Source organism: Pseudomonas sp. NPDC089406 (assembly GCF_044900265.1).
Taxonomy (GTDB): domain Bacteria; phylum Pseudomonadota; class Gammaproteobacteria; order Pseudomonadales; family Pseudomonadaceae; genus Aquipseudomonas; species Aquipseudomonas fakonensis.
The window spans coordinates 54,741-72,371 of sequence record NZ_JBJDNC010000002.1 but is presented as its reverse complement, the minus strand read 5'-3'; the positions used below and the strand labels follow the sequence as shown (position 1 = coordinate 72,371).

18 protein-coding genes and 2 tRNA genes are annotated in these 17,631 nt (G+C 62.9%); 10 read left to right on the top strand and 10 right to left on the bottom strand.

Going from position 1 to position 17,631, the window contains the following annotated elements:
* Positions 1-59 precede the first annotated feature (59 nt).
* From ACI2KK_RS01670 to ACI2KK_RS01660, 3 genes are all read left to right on the top strand, one after another.
* Positions 60-136: transfer RNA gene (locus ACI2KK_RS01670), tRNA-Arg, on the top strand.
* 378 nt (positions 137-514) lie between these two features.
* Positions 515-1,957, top strand: a complete 1,443-nt coding sequence (mgtE, locus tag ACI2KK_RS01665) for a magnesium transporter (protein WP_217839706.1) — start codon at positions 515-517, stop codon at positions 1,955-1,957.
* Positions 1,958-2,049: 92 nt separating this feature from the next.
* Positions 2,050-2,205 (top strand): hypothetical protein, encoded by a 156-nt coding sequence (locus ACI2KK_RS01660; RefSeq protein WP_404667632.1) that lies wholly within the window; start codon positions 2,050-2,052, stop codon positions 2,203-2,205.
* Positions 2,206-2,212: 7 nt separating this feature from the next.
* Here the strand turns inward: ACI2KK_RS01660 and ACI2KK_RS01655 are convergent, their stop codons facing one another.
* Complete coding sequence (locus ACI2KK_RS01655; RefSeq protein WP_003254499.1) at positions 2,213-2,539, bottom strand: Arc family DNA-binding protein; 327 nt, start codon at positions 2,537-2,539, stop codon at positions 2,213-2,215.
* Between the two features lie 346 nt (positions 2,540-2,885).
* Between ACI2KK_RS01655 and phnN the strand changes: the two genes are divergently transcribed.
* The 4 genes from phnN (at position 2,886) to ACI2KK_RS01635 (ending at position 5,590) form a co-directional block, all read left to right on the top strand.
* A complete protein-coding gene (gene phnN, locus ACI2KK_RS01650; protein ID WP_404667631.1) occupies positions 2,886-3,527 on the top strand; it encodes a phosphonate metabolism protein/1,5-bisphosphokinase (PRPP-forming) PhnN in 642 nt (213 codons plus the stop codon).
* 96 nt (positions 3,528-3,623) lie between these two features.
* Positions 3,624-3,695: transfer RNA gene (locus ACI2KK_RS01645), tRNA-Arg, on the top strand.
* Positions 3,696-4,004: 309 nt separating this feature from the next.
* On the top strand, positions 4,005-4,871 hold the full coding sequence (locus ACI2KK_RS01640) for a hypothetical protein (RefSeq protein WP_369987478.1): 867 nt from the start codon (positions 4,005-4,007) through the stop codon (positions 4,869-4,871).
* Positions 4,868-5,590 (top strand): TylF/MycF/NovP-related O-methyltransferase, encoded by a 723-nt coding sequence (locus ACI2KK_RS01635; RefSeq protein ID WP_217839703.1) that lies wholly within the window; start codon positions 4,868-4,870, stop codon positions 5,588-5,590. Before ACI2KK_RS01640 ends, ACI2KK_RS01635 begins: the two co-directional genes overlap by 4 nt.
* A gap of 60 nt (positions 5,591-5,650) precedes the next feature.
* On the opposite strand, the gene ACI2KK_RS01630 is transcribed toward ACI2KK_RS01635, so the two are convergent.
* Positions 5,651-6,217, bottom strand: coding sequence for a hypothetical protein (locus ACI2KK_RS01630; protein WP_404667630.1), 567 nt, complete (start codon positions 6,215-6,217; stop codon positions 5,651-5,653).
* A gap of 219 nt (positions 6,218-6,436) precedes the next feature.
* Between ACI2KK_RS01630 and ACI2KK_RS01625 the strand changes: the two genes are divergently transcribed.
* The gene (locus tag ACI2KK_RS01625; RefSeq protein ID WP_404667629.1) at positions 6,437-7,435 is read left to right on the top strand and encodes a diguanylate cyclase domain-containing protein; all 999 of its coding nucleotides are present in this window, start codon (positions 6,437-6,439) and stop codon (positions 7,433-7,435) included.
* Between the two features lie 195 nt (positions 7,436-7,630).
* Here ACI2KK_RS01625 and lpdA read toward each other — a convergent pair whose 3' ends face one another.
* From lpdA to ACI2KK_RS01605, 4 genes are read right to left on the bottom strand one after another with little or no spacing between them, the layout of a single operon-like run.
* Complete coding sequence (gene lpdA, locus ACI2KK_RS01620; protein WP_404667628.1) at positions 7,631-9,010, bottom strand: dihydrolipoyl dehydrogenase; 1,380 nt, start codon at positions 9,008-9,010, stop codon at positions 7,631-7,633.
* Positions 9,011-9,012: 2 nt separating this feature from the next.
* A complete protein-coding gene (locus ACI2KK_RS01615; RefSeq protein WP_404667627.1) occupies positions 9,013-10,281 on the bottom strand; it encodes a dihydrolipoamide acetyltransferase family protein in 1,269 nt (422 codons plus the stop codon).
* Positions 10,282-11,340, bottom strand: coding sequence for an alpha-ketoacid dehydrogenase subunit beta (locus ACI2KK_RS01610; protein WP_404667626.1), 1,059 nt, complete (start codon positions 11,338-11,340; stop codon positions 10,282-10,284).
* A 1-nt stretch (position 11,341) separates the two neighbouring features.
* Positions 11,342-12,574, bottom strand: coding sequence for a 3-methyl-2-oxobutanoate dehydrogenase (2-methylpropanoyl-transferring) subunit alpha (locus ACI2KK_RS01605; protein ID WP_404667625.1), 1,233 nt, complete (start codon positions 12,572-12,574; stop codon positions 11,342-11,344).
* A gap of 197 nt (positions 12,575-12,771) precedes the next feature.
* On the opposite strand from ACI2KK_RS01605, the gene bkdR reads away from it, so the two are divergent.
* On the top strand, positions 12,772-13,257 hold the full coding sequence (gene bkdR / locus ACI2KK_RS01600; RefSeq protein WP_217839696.1) for a Bkd operon transcriptional regulator BkdR: 486 nt from the start codon (positions 12,772-12,774) through the stop codon (positions 13,255-13,257).
* Positions 13,258-13,553: 296 nt separating this feature from the next.
* Positions 13,554-14,894 carry an MFS transporter gene (locus tag ACI2KK_RS01595; RefSeq protein WP_404667624.1) on the top strand — a complete coding sequence of 447 codons (1,341 nt, stop codon included), beginning with the start codon at positions 13,554-13,556 and terminating at the stop codon, positions 14,892-14,894.
* 51 nt (positions 14,895-14,945) lie between these two features.
* Here ACI2KK_RS01595 and ACI2KK_RS01590 read toward each other — a convergent pair whose 3' ends face one another.
* The 4 genes from ACI2KK_RS01590 to ACI2KK_RS01575 form a co-directional block, all read right to left on the bottom strand.
* Positions 14,946-15,500, bottom strand: coding sequence for a hypothetical protein (locus ACI2KK_RS01590; protein ID WP_404667623.1), 555 nt, complete (start codon positions 15,498-15,500; stop codon positions 14,946-14,948).
* A 138-nt stretch (positions 15,501-15,638) separates the two neighbouring features.
* On the bottom strand, positions 15,639-16,163 hold the full coding sequence (locus ACI2KK_RS01585) for a hypothetical protein (protein ID WP_404667622.1): 525 nt from the start codon (positions 16,161-16,163) through the stop codon (positions 15,639-15,641).
* Between the two features lie 173 nt (positions 16,164-16,336).
* Positions 16,337-17,080, bottom strand: coding sequence for a flagellar brake protein (locus ACI2KK_RS01580; protein WP_404667621.1), 744 nt, complete (start codon positions 17,078-17,080; stop codon positions 16,337-16,339).
* Between the two features lie 81 nt (positions 17,081-17,161).
* Complete coding sequence (locus ACI2KK_RS01575) at positions 17,162-17,629, bottom strand: flagella synthesis protein FlgN (RefSeq protein WP_217839692.1); 468 nt, start codon at positions 17,627-17,629, stop codon at positions 17,162-17,164.
* Positions 17,630-17,631 lie beyond the last annotated feature (2 nt).

Sequence of the window (17,631 nt, the reverse complement as noted above, 5' to 3'; positions counted from 1 at the left end):
CTTTGCTTGCAAAGATGCTTCAACCCACCAGTGGTAACCTGGTCTAAAAATACCACCACGGACTCATAGCTCAGCTGGATAGAGTACTCGGCTACGAACCGAGCGGTCGCAGGTTCGAATCCTGCTGAGTCCGCCACACTTGAAAAGCCCGCTTATGCAAATAAGCGGGCTTTTTCTTTTCCGCCTCAAGCGCGGTATCTCGTATCAGTTTGCCGTCCATGGCTAGACTGCAAACAGTCCCCTTTCGAATCGATGTGCTTTTTGACGACTCTGTACCGTCGCACTGTTGGCTTCGAGCGTTGTCATAGCTTTATCGCGCAAACGATTGTTCTGGCCAAAAATTTAAGCGATCCAGCAGCTTGTACCGTGTATGATTGCGCCCGTCAGCCCCGCCGGGGCTTGTGGAATCCCACCATGGACTTACCCAGTAGTTACTCGTTAATACGCTTCATCCAGACAGATCTGCCTGATTGATTCTCCCGGCGTGCTCCGCTGCTGGGAGTGGAGTACGCCTATGACTGAAATCGAAGTAAAAAAAGCGCAAGAGAGCCTGCAGGATCGCCTGGCTCAGGTGATCGAACTGCTGCAGCGCCAGCGCGTGGTCGAAGACCTGACGCATCGCCAGGAAGGCCACCATCATGACCTGGTGGAAAACCTCGTTCACCGTCAGAACCTGGTCGAGCTGCAACGCAAGCTCGACGACCTGCACCCTGCCGACATCGCCTACATCCTCGAAGCCTTGCCCCTGGAAGACCGCCTGACGGTCTGGCAGTTGGTACGCTCGGACCGCGATGGCGACATCCTGCTGGAAGTGTCCGACGCTGTCCGTCAGACCCTGATCGCCGACATGGACGATCACGAGCTGTTGGCTGCCGCCAAAGAAATGGACGCCGACGAGCTCGCTGACCTTGCGCCAGAACTGCCGCGCGACGTCGTCCATGAGCTGATGGAAAGCCTCGATGCCCAGCAGCGCGAACGCGTGCGTTCGGCCCTGAGCTACGACGAGGAGCAGGTCGGTGCGCTGATGGACTTCGAGATGGTCACCATCCGCGAAGACGTCAGCCTGGAGACGGTGCTGCGCTACCTGCGCAGGCTCAAGGAGCTGCCCAACCACACCGACAAGCTATTCGTGGTCGACTACGACGGCATTCTCAAGGGTGTGTTGCCGATCAAGCGGTTGTTGGTCAACGACCCGGACAAGAAGGTCGCGGAGGTCATGGCCAATGACCCCGTGGCGTTCCACCCCGAGGAAGATGCCTACGACGCCGCCCAGGCCTTCGAGCGCTACGACCTGGTGTCCGCCCCGGTAGTGGACAAGAGCGGGCGCCTGATCGGCCGATTGACCATTGACGAGATGGTCGACCTGATCCGCGAAGAGAGCGAGAGCGAAGTGCTCAACATGGCCGGTTTGCGCGAAGAGGAAGACATCTTCGCCTCGGTCTGGCGCTCGCTGCGCAACCGCTGGGCATGGCTGGCGATCAACCTGATCACCGCGTTTCTGGCTTCGCGGGTGATCGGCCTGTTCGAAGGCTCCATCGAGAAGCTGGTGGCGCTGGCGGCGCTGATGCCGATTGTGGCTGGTATTGGCGGCAACTCGGGTAACCAGACCATCACCATGATCGTGCGGGCCATGGCCCTGGACCAGGTGTCGCCGGGCAACACCAGCCGCCTGATGCGCAAGGAGCTGGCGGTGTCCTTGCTCAATGGCCTGATCTGGGGTGGGGTGATCGGTGCGGTGGCGTTCTGGCTGTACGGTAGTTGGTCGCTGGGTTTGGTGATGACTGCGGCCATGACCCTCAACCTGTTGCTGGCCGCGTTGATGGGCGTGTTGATTCCGATGACCCTGACCCGCCTGGGCCGCGACCCGGCCATGGGCTCCAGCGTGATGATCACCGCAGTGACCGACAGCGGCGGCTTCTTCATCTTCCTTGGCCTGGCCACGCTGTTCCTGCTCTGAAGCTGTCGGCGTAGCCGGCCCCATCGCCGGCAAGCCGGCTCCTACAGGTACGGCGCAGGTTCGAAAGCTATGCGATCCCTGTAGGAGCGGGCTTGCCCGCGATCACCGGCGCAGCCGGTGCCATGCACCGCGTCGTCTGCTTCGCGGTGATCCCGCACTTCGGTAAACCCGCTTCTGCAGAAGCCAAGGTAGAATACAGCGCCCACAAAAAAGCCAGCTTGCGCTGGCTTTTTTGTGGGCGGCGGTAAAGCGCGATCAGGACGCGTCTGCGGCCATTTCCACATCGTGAGCGATGAGGGCCACCAGCGCGTTCTGCTGGCGGTGGGACAGTTGGCGGAAGCGCTGCAGCAGCTCACGCTCGTGCAGGCTCAGCTCAGGGCTGTCCAGGCGCATGCTCAGCTCGTCACCCAACGCGCCTTCCTGGATAAGGCTCTGCTCCAGGCGCGCGATGATTTCGGAGTTCATGCTGCGGTGATGGTTGCGCGCTACCTCGGCAATGCGCTCACGCATCCCGTCTGGCAGGCGGACGACGAACTTGTCAGCAGTGCGGCTCGAATAGATAGCCTGTTTCATTGGGCGCATATAAATTGACCGGTTGTTCTGGTTCAGGGGAAGCGGTTATCAAATTGGCCGCACGGTGGTGGTACGACCGCGGCGACGACAAAATGTTCAACCGTCGTTTGATTTTGGTTTTTCATCTTGCCTCAACGTCGCCGTTTCCTTGGCGTCAATTCTGTGACAAATAGTGATCCGGATAAAGGCTTTATGCCAGTACCAATTATCAGAAATGCGCACTGGTTTGAAAAGTTTAACCTTCATCCAATTGCACCGGTGTCAGACCTTTGTCGTCAAAATCTGATAACTGGCGGCAAAGGCGAGGGAAAAAGCCTAAAATGCGCCGGCTTCCCTCACATTGAGCATAGTGGCTATGCAACATGACGCAAGCGGCACATTGCCTTCACCTGGCCGGTTGATCTTCCTGATCGGACCGTCTGGCTCGGGAAAAGATTCCCTCATCGATGCTGCCCGTGGCGAACTGGCCGCAGGCGGCATCGAAATCGCCCGGCGGGTGATCACCCGTTCCGCCGAAGCCAGGGGTGAGGCCGCCCACAGCGTGAGCCGCGAACAGTTCCAGATCATGTGCGCGGCAGGCGAGTTCGCCCTGCACTGGCAGGCCAATGGCCTGTGCTACGGCATCCCTGCCCAGGTCGACCGCTGGCTCGCCAGCGGCACTGCGGTGCTGGTCAATGGCTCCCGCGGCCACCTGGCGCAGGCGCGTCGGCAGTACCCTGGTTTGTTGGTTGTGGGCCTGAAGGTGTCGACCCAGGCCTTGCGTGCGCGTTTGCTGGCGCGGGGGCGCGAGAGCAGTGACGAGATCGAGCAACGCCTGGCCCGCAATACGGCTTTGCCAGCCTATGATGCCGACGTGCATGTGCTGGACAACTCAACGTCGCTTGAGGCGGCAGTGCAGGCCTTGCTCAGGCTTTTGCGTGAGGAAGGGGTGCTTGGGAATAAGGCTACGGGCACATTCGCCCTTGGCGACAAGACAATCGGCAAGATGCATGACTAAGCTTCACGCCGTGCCTGGTTACATACCTGTAAGCCGATGATTACCTACAAAAAAGCTTGCTCGTTGGCCCTCTACATAGCAACATGGCGCCTCTTTGCTCCCTTAGTTCAATGGATAGAATAAGCCCCTCCTAAGGGTTAGATGCTGGTTCGACTCCAGCAGGGAGCGCATCCCCCGATTCACCGCCTGAATCTCTGCATCTCAAGCTTTGCATCCCGGGTGCCCACCCGACGTCTCGAGCCCCGTACCGCAGCCGCCAGATACTGATCGCCGGTACGCGCGCCGCTTAAAGTTTCCTGTCAGCATGCCGATCTCTTGGTCACTGGGTACGGGGCATGCATCCGTACCGCCAATGGTTGGAGTACCTGCCCGCAGAGGCAGGGCGCGTCGCCTTGCGTCCGCTTCAATTCATGCCACGCTGCCGGTCGCTGCAGCCTGTGGCGGGCATTGGTCACAACGGGTTCTGAAGGGGCAAGTATGAATTTTTATGTCAACCAGGTGAAAAACAAGCCGGACTTCCGGGGCTCGCTGTTCAAGGGCGACATCTTCCTCGAAACCGGCCTTGCCAACGCACACCAGCTGTGCGCCCTGGCCCGGCAGAGCATCACCGCCGCGTTCGACGGTGAAACCGACCACCAGTCGCTGCACAAGATGATGCCGGTGGAAACCTTCGTCGAACGCGTCACCGCGCTCAAGCGCCAGTTCACCAATGGCCCCGAAGCCAAGGAACTGATCCGCGATTTCTTGCGTGAAATCGGCGCAGACCTCAACGAATACATCTTCGACGTGCCACGGGTGCGCGTAGTGCCCAACTACGACTACCTGCATGCCGGCGTGAGCTACGCCTACAAGCCGCACCGTGACACCTGGTATGGCGGCGTCGAAAGCCAGGTCAACACCTGGATGCCGGTGTACAGCATCGAGCCCGAGCAGACCATGATGATCAACCCGGCCTACTTTGACCGGCCGGTGCAGAACAGCTCCGGCGACTGGAGCCTGGAGCACTGGATCAACTCGCAGCGTTTCGCCGCCGCGCAGAACATCACCGAAGAGACCCGGGTGCACCCGGTGCCGCTGGAAGATATCGACACCAGCGCCGAGCTGCGGGTGGCGGGCAACAGTGGCGAGATCCTGATCTTCTCAGGCTCCCACCTGCACGGCACCGTGGCCAACTTCACCGACAAGGTGCGTTTCAGCGTGGACTTTCGCCTGATCCACCTGCAAGACTTGCTGCACAAGCGCGGCGCGCCAAACGTCGACAACGGCTGTTCGGACCCAGAAGCCGGCTTCAAAGACTATTTCAATGCCAGCGACTTTTCGCAATTCCAGGGAGTTAACCCATGACCAAGCGTCGCCTGACTGCTGCCGAGGTCGAGTACAACGAAAAGCGCGCCAGCGTGCTGAGCCGTGTCGATGCCCAATATGTGGCCGATGCGCCGTTCGTGTTTGCCAACCGTATCGCCGTGACCGCCGCGCTGTCGCGCATCGAGCTGTTCAAGATGGTCCAGGATGTGCCGGGCGCCATCGTTGAGTGCGGTGTGTACAAGGGCAACTCGCTGATGCTGTACATGCAGCTGTCGATGATCCTGGAACCTTACGCGATCAACCGTTCGATCATCGGTTTCGATACTTTTGGCGGTTTTGCCAGCATCGATGCCGAGCAGGACCCTGCCGACATCAACGAGAACATGTTCTCCGACACCGACGAAACCCTGATCCAGGACATGATCGATGCCAACGATCTGATCCGTCCGGTCAACCGCATCCCGCGCTGCGAGATCGTCAAGGGCGACATCCTCGAAACCGTGCCGGCCTTCGTCAAGACCCGCCCCGACCTGGTGGTGGCGATGCTGATCCTCGACACCGACCTGTACAAGTCGACCAAGGTGGCGCTGGAAACCTTCCTGCCGTACATGCCCAAGGGCGCGATCGTGGTGCTGGACGAAGTGGCCTATCGCAACTTCCCGGGCGAAACCCAGGCGCTGCGTGATGTGCTGGACCTGAACAAGGTCGAACTCAAGCGCCTGCCGTTCGATTCGACCGTGGGCTACTTCCGCGTCTGATGCGCAGCGTCGGCATGCAGGGGCAATGCGGCCTCTGCATGCCGACCGCAGGGTTGCCGCTCAAAGCTCGGCGGCTTTCTGCTTCTCGCTGTCCTCGGCCCCCGAGGCGGCTACCGTCAGGCCACTGCTGACCTGCTGCGCCTGTTGGGTCTGCTGCGCCTGCTGCAGCTTGGCCTGGGTCTTGAGCTCTACATCCTCTTTCATGCGCTGTGCGATCTGATCGTCGATCGCAGCTTTCTGCTCCGGCGGCAGAGCATCGTATTCGTCCTCGGTCAGCCCCAGTTCCTGCAGCATCTTCTCCTTGATCTTCTCCTCCGGCGACTTGGCCATGTAGTCATGGAAGTCCTGGGCTGCGCTGCTTTGCTCCTGCTTGCCGACGCTGGCCTGCTGGCGTGCAGCGCTGTCGGGGTTCTGCAGCATCACCAGCAGCTTGGCGAAGGCCTCTTTCTGGTTGTCTTCGCTGCTCTGCTGCGAGGTGCTGCCCTGGCTGTTCTGCTGCGCGGCCGTGTCGCGGGTGGCCGCCACCTGGCGTACCGGTACGAACTGGCTCAGGGCCTGTTCGTTGTTGGTACGGTTGTGCTGCTGGACGGCTGTCTGCCAGCCCAGCCCGTTCAATGCGATGACCATGGTTGTCCTCCTGGAAGAATCGGTTGGCGCCAGCAAAGTGGCAAAAGCTGTGCCAGCGGTCGCAAGGCCGTTGAAATAGCCTATTTGGCTATTCCGGTAGCGCTGCCCTGGGCATATGCTTGCCCATCAGGGGAACAGGGTTGCCGCCTGCGGCAATTCTGACGAACATCGGCAGCCTTGAGAGCGGGGCGCAGTTGCTGGGCAACGACAGGAGCGTCCATGAGTCAGGCATCCAAGCCGGTACCGACCGGCTTCACCGAGCAGCAACTGCACACTTTGTTCGATCTGGTCAGCGACGGTATCTGGGACTGGAACGCCAATACCGGCTATGTCTACCGCAACCCTGGCTGGTACCGGATGCTGGGCTACGTCAGCCACTCCAAGGACAATTCGGTGCTCACCTGGGAGAGCGTGATCCACCCCGAGGACTACCCGCGGGTGATGGCGCATTTCGAGGCTTATATCGAGCAACGCAACGAGCGCTATCGCATCGAATACCGCTGCCTGTGCCAGGACGGCAGTTACCTGTGGGTCGAGGACAGCGGCCACGTCATTGCCCGCAACGAGGATGGCTCGGTGGCGCGCATGCTGGGTGCTCACCGCAACATCGACGCCGGCAAGCGCCTGGTGGCCGAGCTTGAGCTGCGCAACCAGTCGCTGGAAAGTCTGGTGGCCGAGCGTACCCGCGAGCTTTCCTGGGTCAACCAGCAGTTGCAGCGCCAGCTGGACGAGAACCGCGTACTGGCCGAGCGTGACGCGCTGACCCGCACCGCCAACCGCTACCACCTGGAAAAGACCCTGCAGCAGGAGTGCGAGCGGGCCAGGCGCTTTCGCGAGCCATTGGCACTGATTGCCATGGACCTGGACGACTTCAAGCCGATCAACGACCTGCACGGCCATGCCCGCGGCGATGCGGTGCTGATCGAGGTGACCGAGCGCGTGCGCCAGTGCCTGCGCCCGCAGGATTTACTGGCACGCTGGGGCGGTGATGAGTTTGCCGTGGTGTTGCCGGGCACCTTGCTCAGCGAGGCCAGTGACATGGCACAGCGCATCCGCCAGGCCCTGGCAGGCCTTGAGCCGGTGGGCGATTGCCGGCTGACCATGAGCTACGGGGTGGTGCAATGGTGCGATGGCGAGAACCAGCAAGGCCTCTTGGCCCGCGCCGACCAGGCGCTGTACCGGGCCAAGGCGGCGGGCAAGAACATCGTCGCCGAGTAACCATGCCTGTACCGGCCCCATCGCCGGCAAGCCGGCTCCTACACCGATCGCGCAAATCCGGAAGCAAGCGCTGCCCCTGTAGGAGCCGGCTTGCCGGCGATGAGGCCGGTACAGGCGCTCAATATCCTCGCGCAAAAAAATGCCCGCGACGTCTGGTAACGCCACGGGCCAAATCGGCTCTCGCCGCTTCAGTACCTAGATATGCAACGCATGCCCCAGCGCCCGCAGTGCCGCTTCCTGCACCGCCTCACCGAGAGTTGGGTGGGCATGGATGGTGCCGGCCACATCTTCCAGCCGCGCGCCCATCTCAAGCGACTGGGCAAACGCCGTGGACAACTCCGAAACCGCAACCCCCACCGCCTGCCAGCCGAGGATCAGGTGGTTGTCACGCCGTGCCACCACCCGCACGAAACCGCTTTTCGACTCAAGGCTCATGGCCCGGCCGTTGGCCGCGAAGGGGAACTGCGCGACGATGCAGTCCACGCCTTGCTGGCCGGCCTGGTCGGGCGTCATGCCCGCCACCACCACTTCCGGGTCGGTGAAGCACACCGCAGCGATTGCGCTGGGCTCGAAGCGCCGCGCCTTGCCGGCGATGATTTCGGCGACCATCTCGCCCTGCGCCATGGCCCGGTGCGCCAGCATCGGCTCGCCGGCCACATCGCCAATGGCCCACACATTGTGCATGCTGGTCTGGCAGCGTTCGTCGATGGCGATGGCGGCGCCGTTCATCTTCAGCGCCAGGCTTTCCAGGCCAAAGCCCTGGGTGCGCGGCCGGCGGCCAACGGCCACCAGCACCTGGTCGGCCTCCAGGCGCAGTTCGCTACCTTCAGTGTCACGGGCCAGCAGGCAACCGTCGGCATAGCCCTCGACGCTGTGGCCCAGGTGCAGGGCGATACCCAGTTTTTTCAGTGAGTCGGTTACCGGTGCGGTCAGCTCCGCGTCATAGGTCGGCAGGATGCGCTCGCGCGCTTCCACCACGCTGACCTGCGCGCCCAGCTTGCGGTAGGCAATGCCCAGCTCCAGGCCGATATAGCCGCCGCCCACCACCACCAGGTGGCGGGGCAGTGCTTTGGGTGCCAGGGCTTCGGTGGAGGAAACGATAGGCCCGCCGATGGGCAGCATCGGCAGTTCGACGCTGCTGGAGCCGGTGGCCAGCAACAAGTGTTCGCACTGGATGCGCTGGCCGTCCACCTCGACGTTCTTGCCGTCGAGGATCTTCGCCCAGCCATGCACCACCTTCACGCCGTGTTTTTTCAGCAGGGCCGCCACGCCGCTGGTGAGGCGGTCGACGATGCCGTCTTTCCACTCCACGCTGCGGCTGATGTCCAGGCGCGGCGAAGACACGCTGATGCCCAGCGGCGAAGGTTCGGTGAAGCGGCTGGCCTGGTGGAACTGCTCGGCCACGTGAATCAGCGCCTTGGACGGGATGCAGCCGATGTTCAGGCAGGTGCCGCCGAGGGCCTGGCCCTCTACCAGCACGGTGGGGATACCCAACTGCCCGGCGCGGATGGCCGCCACGTAGCCGCCGGGGCCGCCGCCGATGATCAGCAGGCTGGTGTCGATAATCGGTTGCATGGTCACTCCACGAACAGGCAGGCAGGTTGTTCCAGCAGGCCGCGCACGGCCTGGATGAACAGTGCGGCATCCATGCCGTCGACCACCCGGTGATCGAACGAGCTGGACAGGTTCATCATCTTGCGCACGACGATCTGGCCGTCGACCACCACCGGGCGCTCGACCATGCGGTTGACGCCGACGATGGCCACTTCCGGGGTGTTGACCACCGGGGTGCTGACGATGCCGCCCAGCGCGCCGAGGCTGGTCAGGGTGATGGTCGAGCCGGTCAGCTCTTCGCGTGTGGCCTTGTTGTTGCGTGCAGCATTGGCTACCCGGGCGATTTCGCTGGCGTTGCCCCACAGGCTGCCGGCCTCGGCGTGGCGCAGCACCGGCACCATCAGGCCGTTGTCGCCCTGGGTGGCGATGCCCACATGCACCGCGCCATGGCGGGTGATGACCTGGGCTTCGTCGTCATAGGTGGCGTTGATCTGCGGGAAGTCGCGCAGGGCGACCACCATGGCGCGCACCAAAAACGGCAGCAAGGTCAGCTTGCCGCGGCTTTCGCCATGCTTGGCGTTGAGTTGCTGGCGCAGGGCTTCCAGGGCGGTGACGTCGATTTCCTCAACGTAGCTGAAGTGCGCAACGCGGCGCTTGGCGTCCTGCATGCGCTGGGCGATCTTGCGGCGCAGGCCGATCACCGGCACCTGCTCGCTGTCGCTGCGCTTGGCATAGCCGCCCGGGGCCTGCCCGGCGCTGCTGTGCGGTTTGCTGATGAAGGCGTCGAGGTCTTCATGCAGGATGCGCCCGGCCGGGCCGCTACCGTGCACGTAACGTAGCTCGATGCCGGCATCCAGCGCGCGCTTGCGCACGGCGGGGGAGGCCAGCGGCTTGGCGCCTGCCTCGCGCGGCACGATGGGTGCGGCGGCGCGGCAACTGGCGGCCTGTGGGGGTGTTTGCACGGGGGCTTCAGCGCGGGCCGGGGCCTGTGCCTGCACCGGCGCCGGCTCTACCGGCTTGGCCTGGGGCGTGTCGACATGGTTGCCGCTGCCTTCGACCTCGATGCGGATCAGCTCGCTGCCCACCGCCATGACTTCGCCCGGCTGGCCGCCGAGCGCCAGAACCTTGCCGCTGACCGGCGAGGGGATTTCCACCGTGGCCTTGTCGGTCATGACATCGGCCACCACCTGGTCTTCGCTGATGACATCACCGACCTTGACGAACCATTCCACCAACTCGACCTGCGCGATGCCTTCGCCGATGTCCGGCATCTTGATGACGTGCGTGCCCATTCAGACCTCCATGACCCGTTTCAATGCCGCGCCTACCCGCGAAGGGCCGGGGAAGTAGGCCCATTCCTGTGCGTGGGGGTAGGGGGTGTCCCAGCCGGTGACGCGCTCGATTGGCGCCTCCAGGTGGTGGAAGCAGTGCTCCTGCACCAGCGCCACCAGCTCGGCACCAAAGCCGCAGGTGCGGGTGGCCTCATGCACGACCACGCAGCGGCCGGTCTTCTGCACCGACTCGACGATGGTCTCCAGGTCCAGCGGCCACAGGCTGCGCAGGTCGATGACCTCGGCGTCGACGCCGCTCTCTTCGGCGGCCACCTGGGCCACGTAGACCGTGGTGCCGTAGGTCAGTACGGTGACATCGTTGCCCGGGCGGGTGATCGCTGCCTTGTCCAGCGGTACCGTGTAGTAGCCGTCCGGCACCGCGCTTTGCGGGTGCTTGGACCACGGCGTGACAGGGCGGTCGTGGTGGCCGTCGAACGGGCCGTTGTACAGGCGTTTGGGCTCGAGGAAGATCACCGGGTCGTCGCATTCGATCGAGGCGATCAGCAGGCCCTTGGCGTCATACGGGTTGGACGGCATGACCGTGCGCAGGCCGCACACCTGGGTGAACATCGCTTCCGGGCTCTGGCTGTGGGTCTGCCCGCCGTAGATGCCGCCGCCACAGGGCATGCGCAGGGTCAGCGGTGAGATGAACTCGCCGGCCGAGCGGTAGCGCAGGCGCGCCATCTCCGAAACGATCTGGTCGGAGGCTGGGTAGAAGTAGTCGGCGAACTGGATCTCCACCACCGGGCGCAGGCCGTAGGCGCCCATGCCCACGGCGGTACCGACGATGCCGCTTTCGGAAATCGGTGCGTCGAACACCCGCGACTTGCCGTATTTGGCCTGCAGGCCCTCGGTGCAGCGGAATACGCCGCCGAAGTAGCCCACGTCCTGGCCATACACCACCACGTTGTCGTCGCGCTCGAGCATCACGTCCATGGCCGAGCGCAGGGCCTGGATCATGGTCAGGGTACTGGTGGCCATGGCGGTTTCCGGGTTGATGCTGTTGTTGTGATCGTTCATGTCAGACCCCCAGTTGCTGGCGCTGACGGCGCAGGTGATCGGGCATTTCCTTGTACACGTCCTCGAACATCGAGGCCGCGCTGGGGATGTGGCCGTTGGCCAGGGTGCCGTACTGCTCCGCTTCTTTTTGCGCGGCGATGACTGCGGCTTCGAATTCGGCGGTGGTGGCCTGGTGTTCGTCCTCGGACCAGTGGCCGGTCTTGATCAGGTGCTGCTTCAGGCGGGCGATCGGGTCGCCCAGCGGGAAGTGGCTCCAGTCATCGGCGGGGCGGTACTTGGACGGGTCGTCCGAGGTGGAGTGGGGGCCGGCGCGGTAGGTGACCCATTCGATCAGGGTTGGGCCCAGGCCACGGCGGGCGCGCTCGGCAGCCCAGCGCGAGGCGGCGTACACCGCGATGAAGTCGTTGCCGTCGACCCGTAGCGAGGCGATGCCGCAGCCCACGCCGCGGCCGGCGAAGGTGGTCTGCTCGCCACCGGCAATGGCCTGGAAGGTGGAAATCGCCCACTGGTTGTTGACCACGTTGAGGATCACCGGGGCGCGGTACACGTGGGCGAAGGTCAGCGCGGTGTGGAAGTCCGACTCGGCAGTGGCGCCGTCGCCGATCCAGGCCGAAGCTATTTTGGTGTCGCCCTTGATCGCCGAGGCCATGGCCCAGCCCACCGCCTGCACGAACTGGGTGGCCAGGTTACCACTGATGGTGAAGAAACCGGCCTCGCGCACCGAGTACATGATCGGCAGCTGGCGGCCCTTGAGCGGGTCGCGCTCGTTGGACAGCAACTGGCAGATCATCTCCACCAGCGACACGTCGCGGGCCATCAGGATGCTTTGCTGGCGGTAGGTGGGGAAGCACATGTCGCTGCGGTTGAGGGCCAGCGCCTGGGCGCTGCCGATGGCTTCCTCACCCAGGCTCTGCATGTAGAAGGACATTTTCTTCTGGCGTTGGGCAACCACCATGCGGCTGTCGAAGATGCGCGTCTTGAGCATGGCGCGCATGCCCTGGCGCAGCACCTGCGGGTCGATGCCCTCAGCCCATGGGCCGAGGGCATCGCCATGGGCATCGAGCACACGCACCAGGCTGCCGGACAGGTCGGCGGTGTCGGCGGGTTCGACGTCGATCGGGGGTTTGCGTACAGAACCTGCGTCGTTCAGGCGCAGGTAGGAGAAATCGGTCTGGCAGCCTGGCCGGCCGGTAGGCTCGGGCACATGCAAACGCAGGGGGGCGTACTCGTTCATGCTTTTTACGCTCGCTCGGATGTTGTTTTTGTGAGCTCTGAAGCGGCCGCCGCTGAGTGCCGGCTTGTGACTGGCAGGTCAGCGTCAGTTACATGATAGGGGGCCGGGCGGAGAATTTTTCTCTCATGTTCATTGCCTTTGCCCGGGCGGGGAGATAAACATTCCGTACAAACAAAAAAACCAGGTGAATTTGTCTCATGCGCAAACTGGATCGCACCGATATCGGCATCCTCAACAGCCTGCAGGAAAACGCCCGCATCACCAACGCCGAGCTTGCCCGCTCGGTGAACCTGTCGCCCACACCGTGTTTCAACCGGGTCAAGGCCATGGAAGAGCTGGGGGTGATCCGCCAGCAGGTCACGCTGCTGTCGCCTGAGGTGCTGGGGCTGGATGTCAACGTGTTCATCCATGTCAGCCTGGAAAAGCAGGTGGAGGAGTCGCTGCACCGCTTCGAAGAAGAAATCGCCGTGCGCCCCGAGGTGATGGAGTGCTACCTGATGACCGGTGACCCGGACTACCTGCTGCGGGTGCTGCTGCCAAGCATTCAGGCGCTGGAGCGTTTTCTCGACTACCTGACCCGCCTGCCCGGGGTGGCCAACATCCGCTCCAGCTTTGCCCTCAAGCAGGTGCGCTACAAGACCGCACTGCCGCTGCCGGCCAATGGCATGACCCTGCGTGAGTAATGGGATCTGCTGATCACCCTGTAGGAGCCGGCTTGCCGGCGATAGGGCCGGGCCTGCAAATGTTTAATCCGGGCTTGTTGTGATTGCCCATGGCCTAATCGCAGGCAAGCCTGCTCCTACAGGTTCGGCGCTGTCCTGGGGGTAGGCCAGCAGGGGCCGCTTGGCCTGTGCGCGACGTAACCTGTGCCAGGTGCGCCGCCGGTGTAAATTTCCGGATTCGGGGCCTGCGTCGGGAAAGGTTTGCCCTTATGCTTGCTTGCACCGCCGCCACCTGACCAGGGAGCTTCACGGGACGTATGCGCAATATCTGGAAGCCGTTTCAGTCGTTGTATTTCGCTGCCCTGATGATGCTGATCGGCTCCGGCCTGCTCAGCACTTACCTGGCCCTGCGCCTGGCTGCCGAGCATGTCGACAGCCTGTGGGTCGGTGCGCTGATGGCGGCCAACTATTTTGGCCTGGCCGTGGGCGGCAAGGTCGGCCACCGGCTGATCGGCCGGGTCGGGCACATCCGCGCCTATGCCACCTGCGCCGGTATCGTCGGCGCGGCGGTGCTCGGGCATGGCCTGACCAACTGGCTGCCGGTGTGGATCGGCCTGCGCATGATCGTCGGCCTGGGCATGATGTGCCAGTACATGGTCATCGAAAGCTGGCTCAACGAGCAGGCCGATGCCAAGCACCGCGGTGCGGTGTTCAGCGGCTACATGATCGCCTCCTATCTTGGCCTGGTGCTGGGCCAGCTGATCCTGGTGGTACACCCGCAACTGGGCCCGGAACTGCTCATGCTGGTGGCCATGTGCTTCGCCCTGTGCCTGGTGCCGGTGGCCATGACCCGGCGCATTCACCCCGCACCCTTGCGCCCGGCGCCCATGGAGCCGAAGTTCTTCATCAAGCGCGTGCCGCAGTCGCTGTCCACAGTGCTGGGCTCGGGGCTGATCGTCGGCTCGTTCTACGGCCTGGCGCCTTTGTATGCGGCCAACCAGGGGCTGAGCACCGAGCAGATCGGCCTGTTCATGGGTAGCTGCATCTTTGCCGGCCTTCTGGTGCAGTGGCCGCTGGGCTGGTTGTCCGACCGTTACGACCGGGCGGTGCTGATCCGCAGCGTGGCCATCGGCCTGGCGCTGGCTTCGGCGCCACTGGCAATTCTGCCGGGGGTGCCGCTGGAGCTGCTGTTCGGCATTGGCTTCGTTATCTCGTTGTTGCAGTTCTGCCTGTACCCGCTGGCGGTGGCGTTCTCCAACGACCACGTGGAGAGCGAACGGCGCGTCTCGCTGACCGCCATGCTGTTGGTCACCTATGGCGTAGGCGCCTGTATCGGGCCACTGGCGGCGGGTGTACTTATGAAGCTGCTGGGGCCGCAGATGCTCTATGCCTTCTTCCTGTTCTTCGCCCTGGTGCTGGTGTGGCGCATCCGGCCGCAGGCAGTCACAGGCCTGCACCAGGTGCAGGATGCGCCCCTGGGCCACGTGGCCATGCCGGCGGCCGGCTCGCCCTTGTCGGCCGCGCTCGACCCGCGGGTTGACGAGCAGACCGTGCAGGAAGTGATGCAGGCGCCGGTGGCGGCGGAGGATACCGAGCAAGAGGGGCCTGAGCCGGCGGCGGCAGTCAAGAAGCCGTCCAGTGCGGACAGTCAGGTATAAGAGGGGGCGGTCGGTGGCGGGGCAGTTGCAGCCGACGATGGCCCATGGGGGCTATTCCAGCTCCACGTTCTTCAGGGTGAATTTCAATATCTCAAAACCGGGTATACCAGCGTTCAGGTAGAACTCGGGGCCCCGGTCATTTTTGGTTCTTGATACCTGGTGGCCCAAGTGGTCACGCAAGTAGAAGTCGACCGCTTCGATGCTGTTCAGGTCACCGTCCCATTCTGATAGCTGCTGGATCTTCCAAAAGCCCCGGCGGCCGAACATGTTCGCAGGGTTGAGCGCATCCATGAGCCTGCCGACCACATGGGTGCCATACAGTCCGAGCCAGCCATTGCTATTACGTTCAAGCTTGGCCTCTTTGTAGTCCCAGTTGTCGATACAGGTGATGTGGTAATGGGTGCGATCGCCAGCCTGTTCGATGAAGCTGAATGCAAACCTGACAGCCTTGAACGTTTGCTCGCGTCCTTTCGGCCTCCAGCTTTGCGTACATAGCCAGCCATCTTCAACTGCGCTGGTAATGAAGTGATCGGAAAACGATGTATCGGCCACGCCTATCTGGCCATGGCGGCAGTGCAGTTCAGCGGTGAAGTTGGCGTTGATCATTGCAGCTCCGGATTATGACAAGGCTCCCTGCGGGAGCGATGGCTGAACATAAGCCGGGGCTGCAGGGTCGGGCAGCGGGAAAGGTTACAGTGGCGGTTGCGACCCTTGCCGTTGCTCACCTGTTTTCGCCTTGTCTGTTCAGCGCAGGCGAACGTTGTCCAAGGTAAATGTCAGGATTTCCCCTGGCGTCTCTCCTGCATTCATGTAGTACCCGCCCTCATTGATCAGGGCGACCCGGTGGCCATCTGCATCCCGAAGGTGAAAGCTCACCTCGCTGATGGACCCTGGTTCGCCATCCCAGTGCTGCAGGGGCTCGATTTTCCATTCGGCCGTGAACAGGGGGCCGAAGGTAGCCCAATCGATGACGCGCCCGGCTACATGGGTGCTGTACAACCCCAGCCAGCCCTTTTTGCTTTTTTCCAGCCGGGCGCCGGCGTAGGCCCAGTCGCCAGTGGCGGTGATGGTGTAGATATGGCGGTCGGTCTGTTTGACGAACTGGAATTTGAATTCGACCGGCCTGAACCCGTGTGCGCCCCTATGCTCGGGGCGTAGCCAGCCATCATATTTGGCAGGAAGGTCTGCCGCCCAGGCATGGGGGTATTGGGTTACCCCGATCCGGCCATACTTGCAATGCAACTCGGCGGTGAAGTGGGTATTGATCATGTTGGCTCCGGTTTGCGGCAGGGCTCCTCGTGGGAGCGACGGCCAAACCTAAGCTCGGGCGGGGTAGGGCGGCAGGTGGAAGGGCTGCTTTAGCGGTCGTGGGTGGCGGTAGTGGTGGCTGGGCAGGAATGAAAACGCCACCCGAAGGTGGCGTTGGTGAATCAGGCCTGGGATCAATAGTCGTCTTTGTCGAACCGCCGCGCCTCGCGCTGCAGTTGGTACACGAAGCCTTCGATCTTGCGCTGCGCCTGGCCGCTCAGGTTATGGAAGCGGATGCCGGCGAAGGTGGTGTTGATGCGCTCTTCATAGTGCAGGTGGCGCAGCTCGACCATGGTGTCGGTCAGGCCCAGTGGGGCGGCTGCCTTGAAGCGCTCGTACACCTGGCCCAGTTGCAGGCGGTCTTCGACGTTGCCCTCGAAGCGCAATTTGCAGCCGGTGGCAGAAATATCCAGCAGTTTGCCGCGCAGGGCGCCGTTGCCCTTGAGGTAGGTGCCGTCGAGCATCACATCGACCAGCTGCGACAGCTTCAGCGCGGCGCGGAAGGCATTGCGGCGCTGGTGATAGGTGACTTCTTCGGGCAGCGGGCCGCGGTAGCAGCGGTGGCCGTCGATTTCAGTAATGCTCAGCGGGGTGTTGCATTCCCAGGCGATGCGCACGCCGTCGTGGAAACCTTCGACACGGAACGGCTCGCCGTTCTCGATGAACTTCTCGCCGTCGCGGGGGATCATTTCGTCCAGGGCGACTACACCGGTGTCGCGGTCGACGTGCACCACATAGCTCTGGAACCGCTGGCTGCGCTCAGGGAAGCTGATGATCAGCGGGTCGTGGCTCTCCAGCAGCTGGCGCAGGTTGGCCGCAATCTCCAAAGGGGTACTGAGCACCTTTGGTGGCTGGGGGGCATCGGTTTCATTGAACACGGGTTTTCAATCTCCAGGCAAAAACGACACACGCAAGTAAAGGCATTTTGCCAGTATGTTCCGTGCCTTGAATATAGACAATCACACTTGGCTGAGCGCCCGGGGCTTGGCCATCGGTGAGGTGGTGCCACGGCTGTCGTACAGCGACGGGGAATCGCCGCCGTGGAGGATTCTGATCTGGTTGGCCGTGGTGTGTTGCTGCATCTGGATGATCCGGCCATTGGTCTCGTTGACCTTCTGGCAGGTATCGAGCAACTGGCTGAGCACATCGAGCTGCTGCAAAAGAAGTTCGCCGTTGGGCGACTGTGCAGCCATTACCTGCACGCCGGCGCGGTCTGGGCTCAGGCCCTGGCCGGTCAGCAGCAGCCTGCGCCGCTGCCCCTGCTGTTCGAGCAACACGATCAACGACTGCTTGCGTGCCAGGATATGTTCCAGCATTGGCATGTCGCGGCCGTGCAGGGCGAGTGCTTCCTGTTCCAGGAGCTCGAGCAGTTCCTGCGTCGGGGCGATGTCGTCTTCGATCAGTTGCAGCAGGGTGATGTCGTGCATGG

Excerpts from the sequence above, each read along its gene's own strand:
- ACI2KK_RS01625 (WP_404667629.1), top strand. The coding sequence starts at position 6,437 with ATGAGTCAGGCATCCAAGCCGGTACCGACCGGCTTCACCGAGCAGCAA.
- ACI2KK_RS01655 (WP_003254499.1), bottom strand. The coding sequence starts at position 2,539 with ATGCGCCCAATGAAACAGGCTATCTATTCGAGCCGCACTGCTGACAAG.
- ACI2KK_RS01575 (WP_217839692.1), bottom strand. The coding sequence starts at position 17,629 with ATGCACGACATCACCCTGCTGCAACTGATCGAAGACGACATCGCCCCG.
- ACI2KK_RS01585 (WP_404667622.1), bottom strand. The coding sequence starts at position 16,163 with ATGATCAATACCCACTTCACCGCCGAGTTGCATTGCAAGTATGGCCGG.
- ACI2KK_RS01610 (WP_404667626.1), bottom strand. The coding sequence starts at position 11,340 with ATGAACGATCACAACAACAGCATCAACCCGGAAACCGCCATGGCCACC.
- ACI2KK_RS01640 (WP_369987478.1), top strand. The coding sequence starts at position 4,005 with ATGAATTTTTATGTCAACCAGGTGAAAAACAAGCCGGACTTCCGGGGC.
- ACI2KK_RS01630 (WP_404667630.1), bottom strand. The coding sequence starts at position 6,217 with ATGGTCATCGCATTGAACGGGCTGGGCTGGCAGACAGCCGTCCAGCAG.
- mgtE (WP_217839706.1), top strand. The coding sequence starts at position 515 with ATGACTGAAATCGAAGTAAAAAAAGCGCAAGAGAGCCTGCAGGATCGC.
- ACI2KK_RS01635 (WP_217839703.1), top strand. The coding sequence starts at position 4,868 with ATGACCAAGCGTCGCCTGACTGCTGCCGAGGTCGAGTACAACGAAAAG.
- ACI2KK_RS01590 (WP_404667623.1), bottom strand. The coding sequence starts at position 15,500 with ATGATCAACGCCAACTTCACCGCTGAACTGCACTGCCGCCATGGCCAG.
- ACI2KK_RS01595 (WP_404667624.1), top strand. The coding sequence starts at position 13,554 with ATGCGCAATATCTGGAAGCCGTTTCAGTCGTTGTATTTCGCTGCCCTG.
- phnN (WP_404667631.1), top strand. The coding sequence starts at position 2,886 with ATGCAACATGACGCAAGCGGCACATTGCCTTCACCTGGCCGGTTGATC.
- ACI2KK_RS01605 (WP_404667625.1), bottom strand. The coding sequence starts at position 12,574 with ATGAACGAGTACGCCCCCCTGCGTTTGCATGTGCCCGAGCCTACCGGC.
- bkdR (WP_217839696.1), top strand. The coding sequence starts at position 12,772 with ATGCGCAAACTGGATCGCACCGATATCGGCATCCTCAACAGCCTGCAG.
- ACI2KK_RS01615 (WP_404667627.1), bottom strand. The coding sequence starts at position 10,281 with ATGGGCACGCACGTCATCAAGATGCCGGACATCGGCGAAGGCATCGCG.
- lpdA (WP_404667628.1), bottom strand. The coding sequence starts at position 9,010 with ATGCAACCGATTATCGACACCAGCCTGCTGATCATCGGCGGCGGCCCC.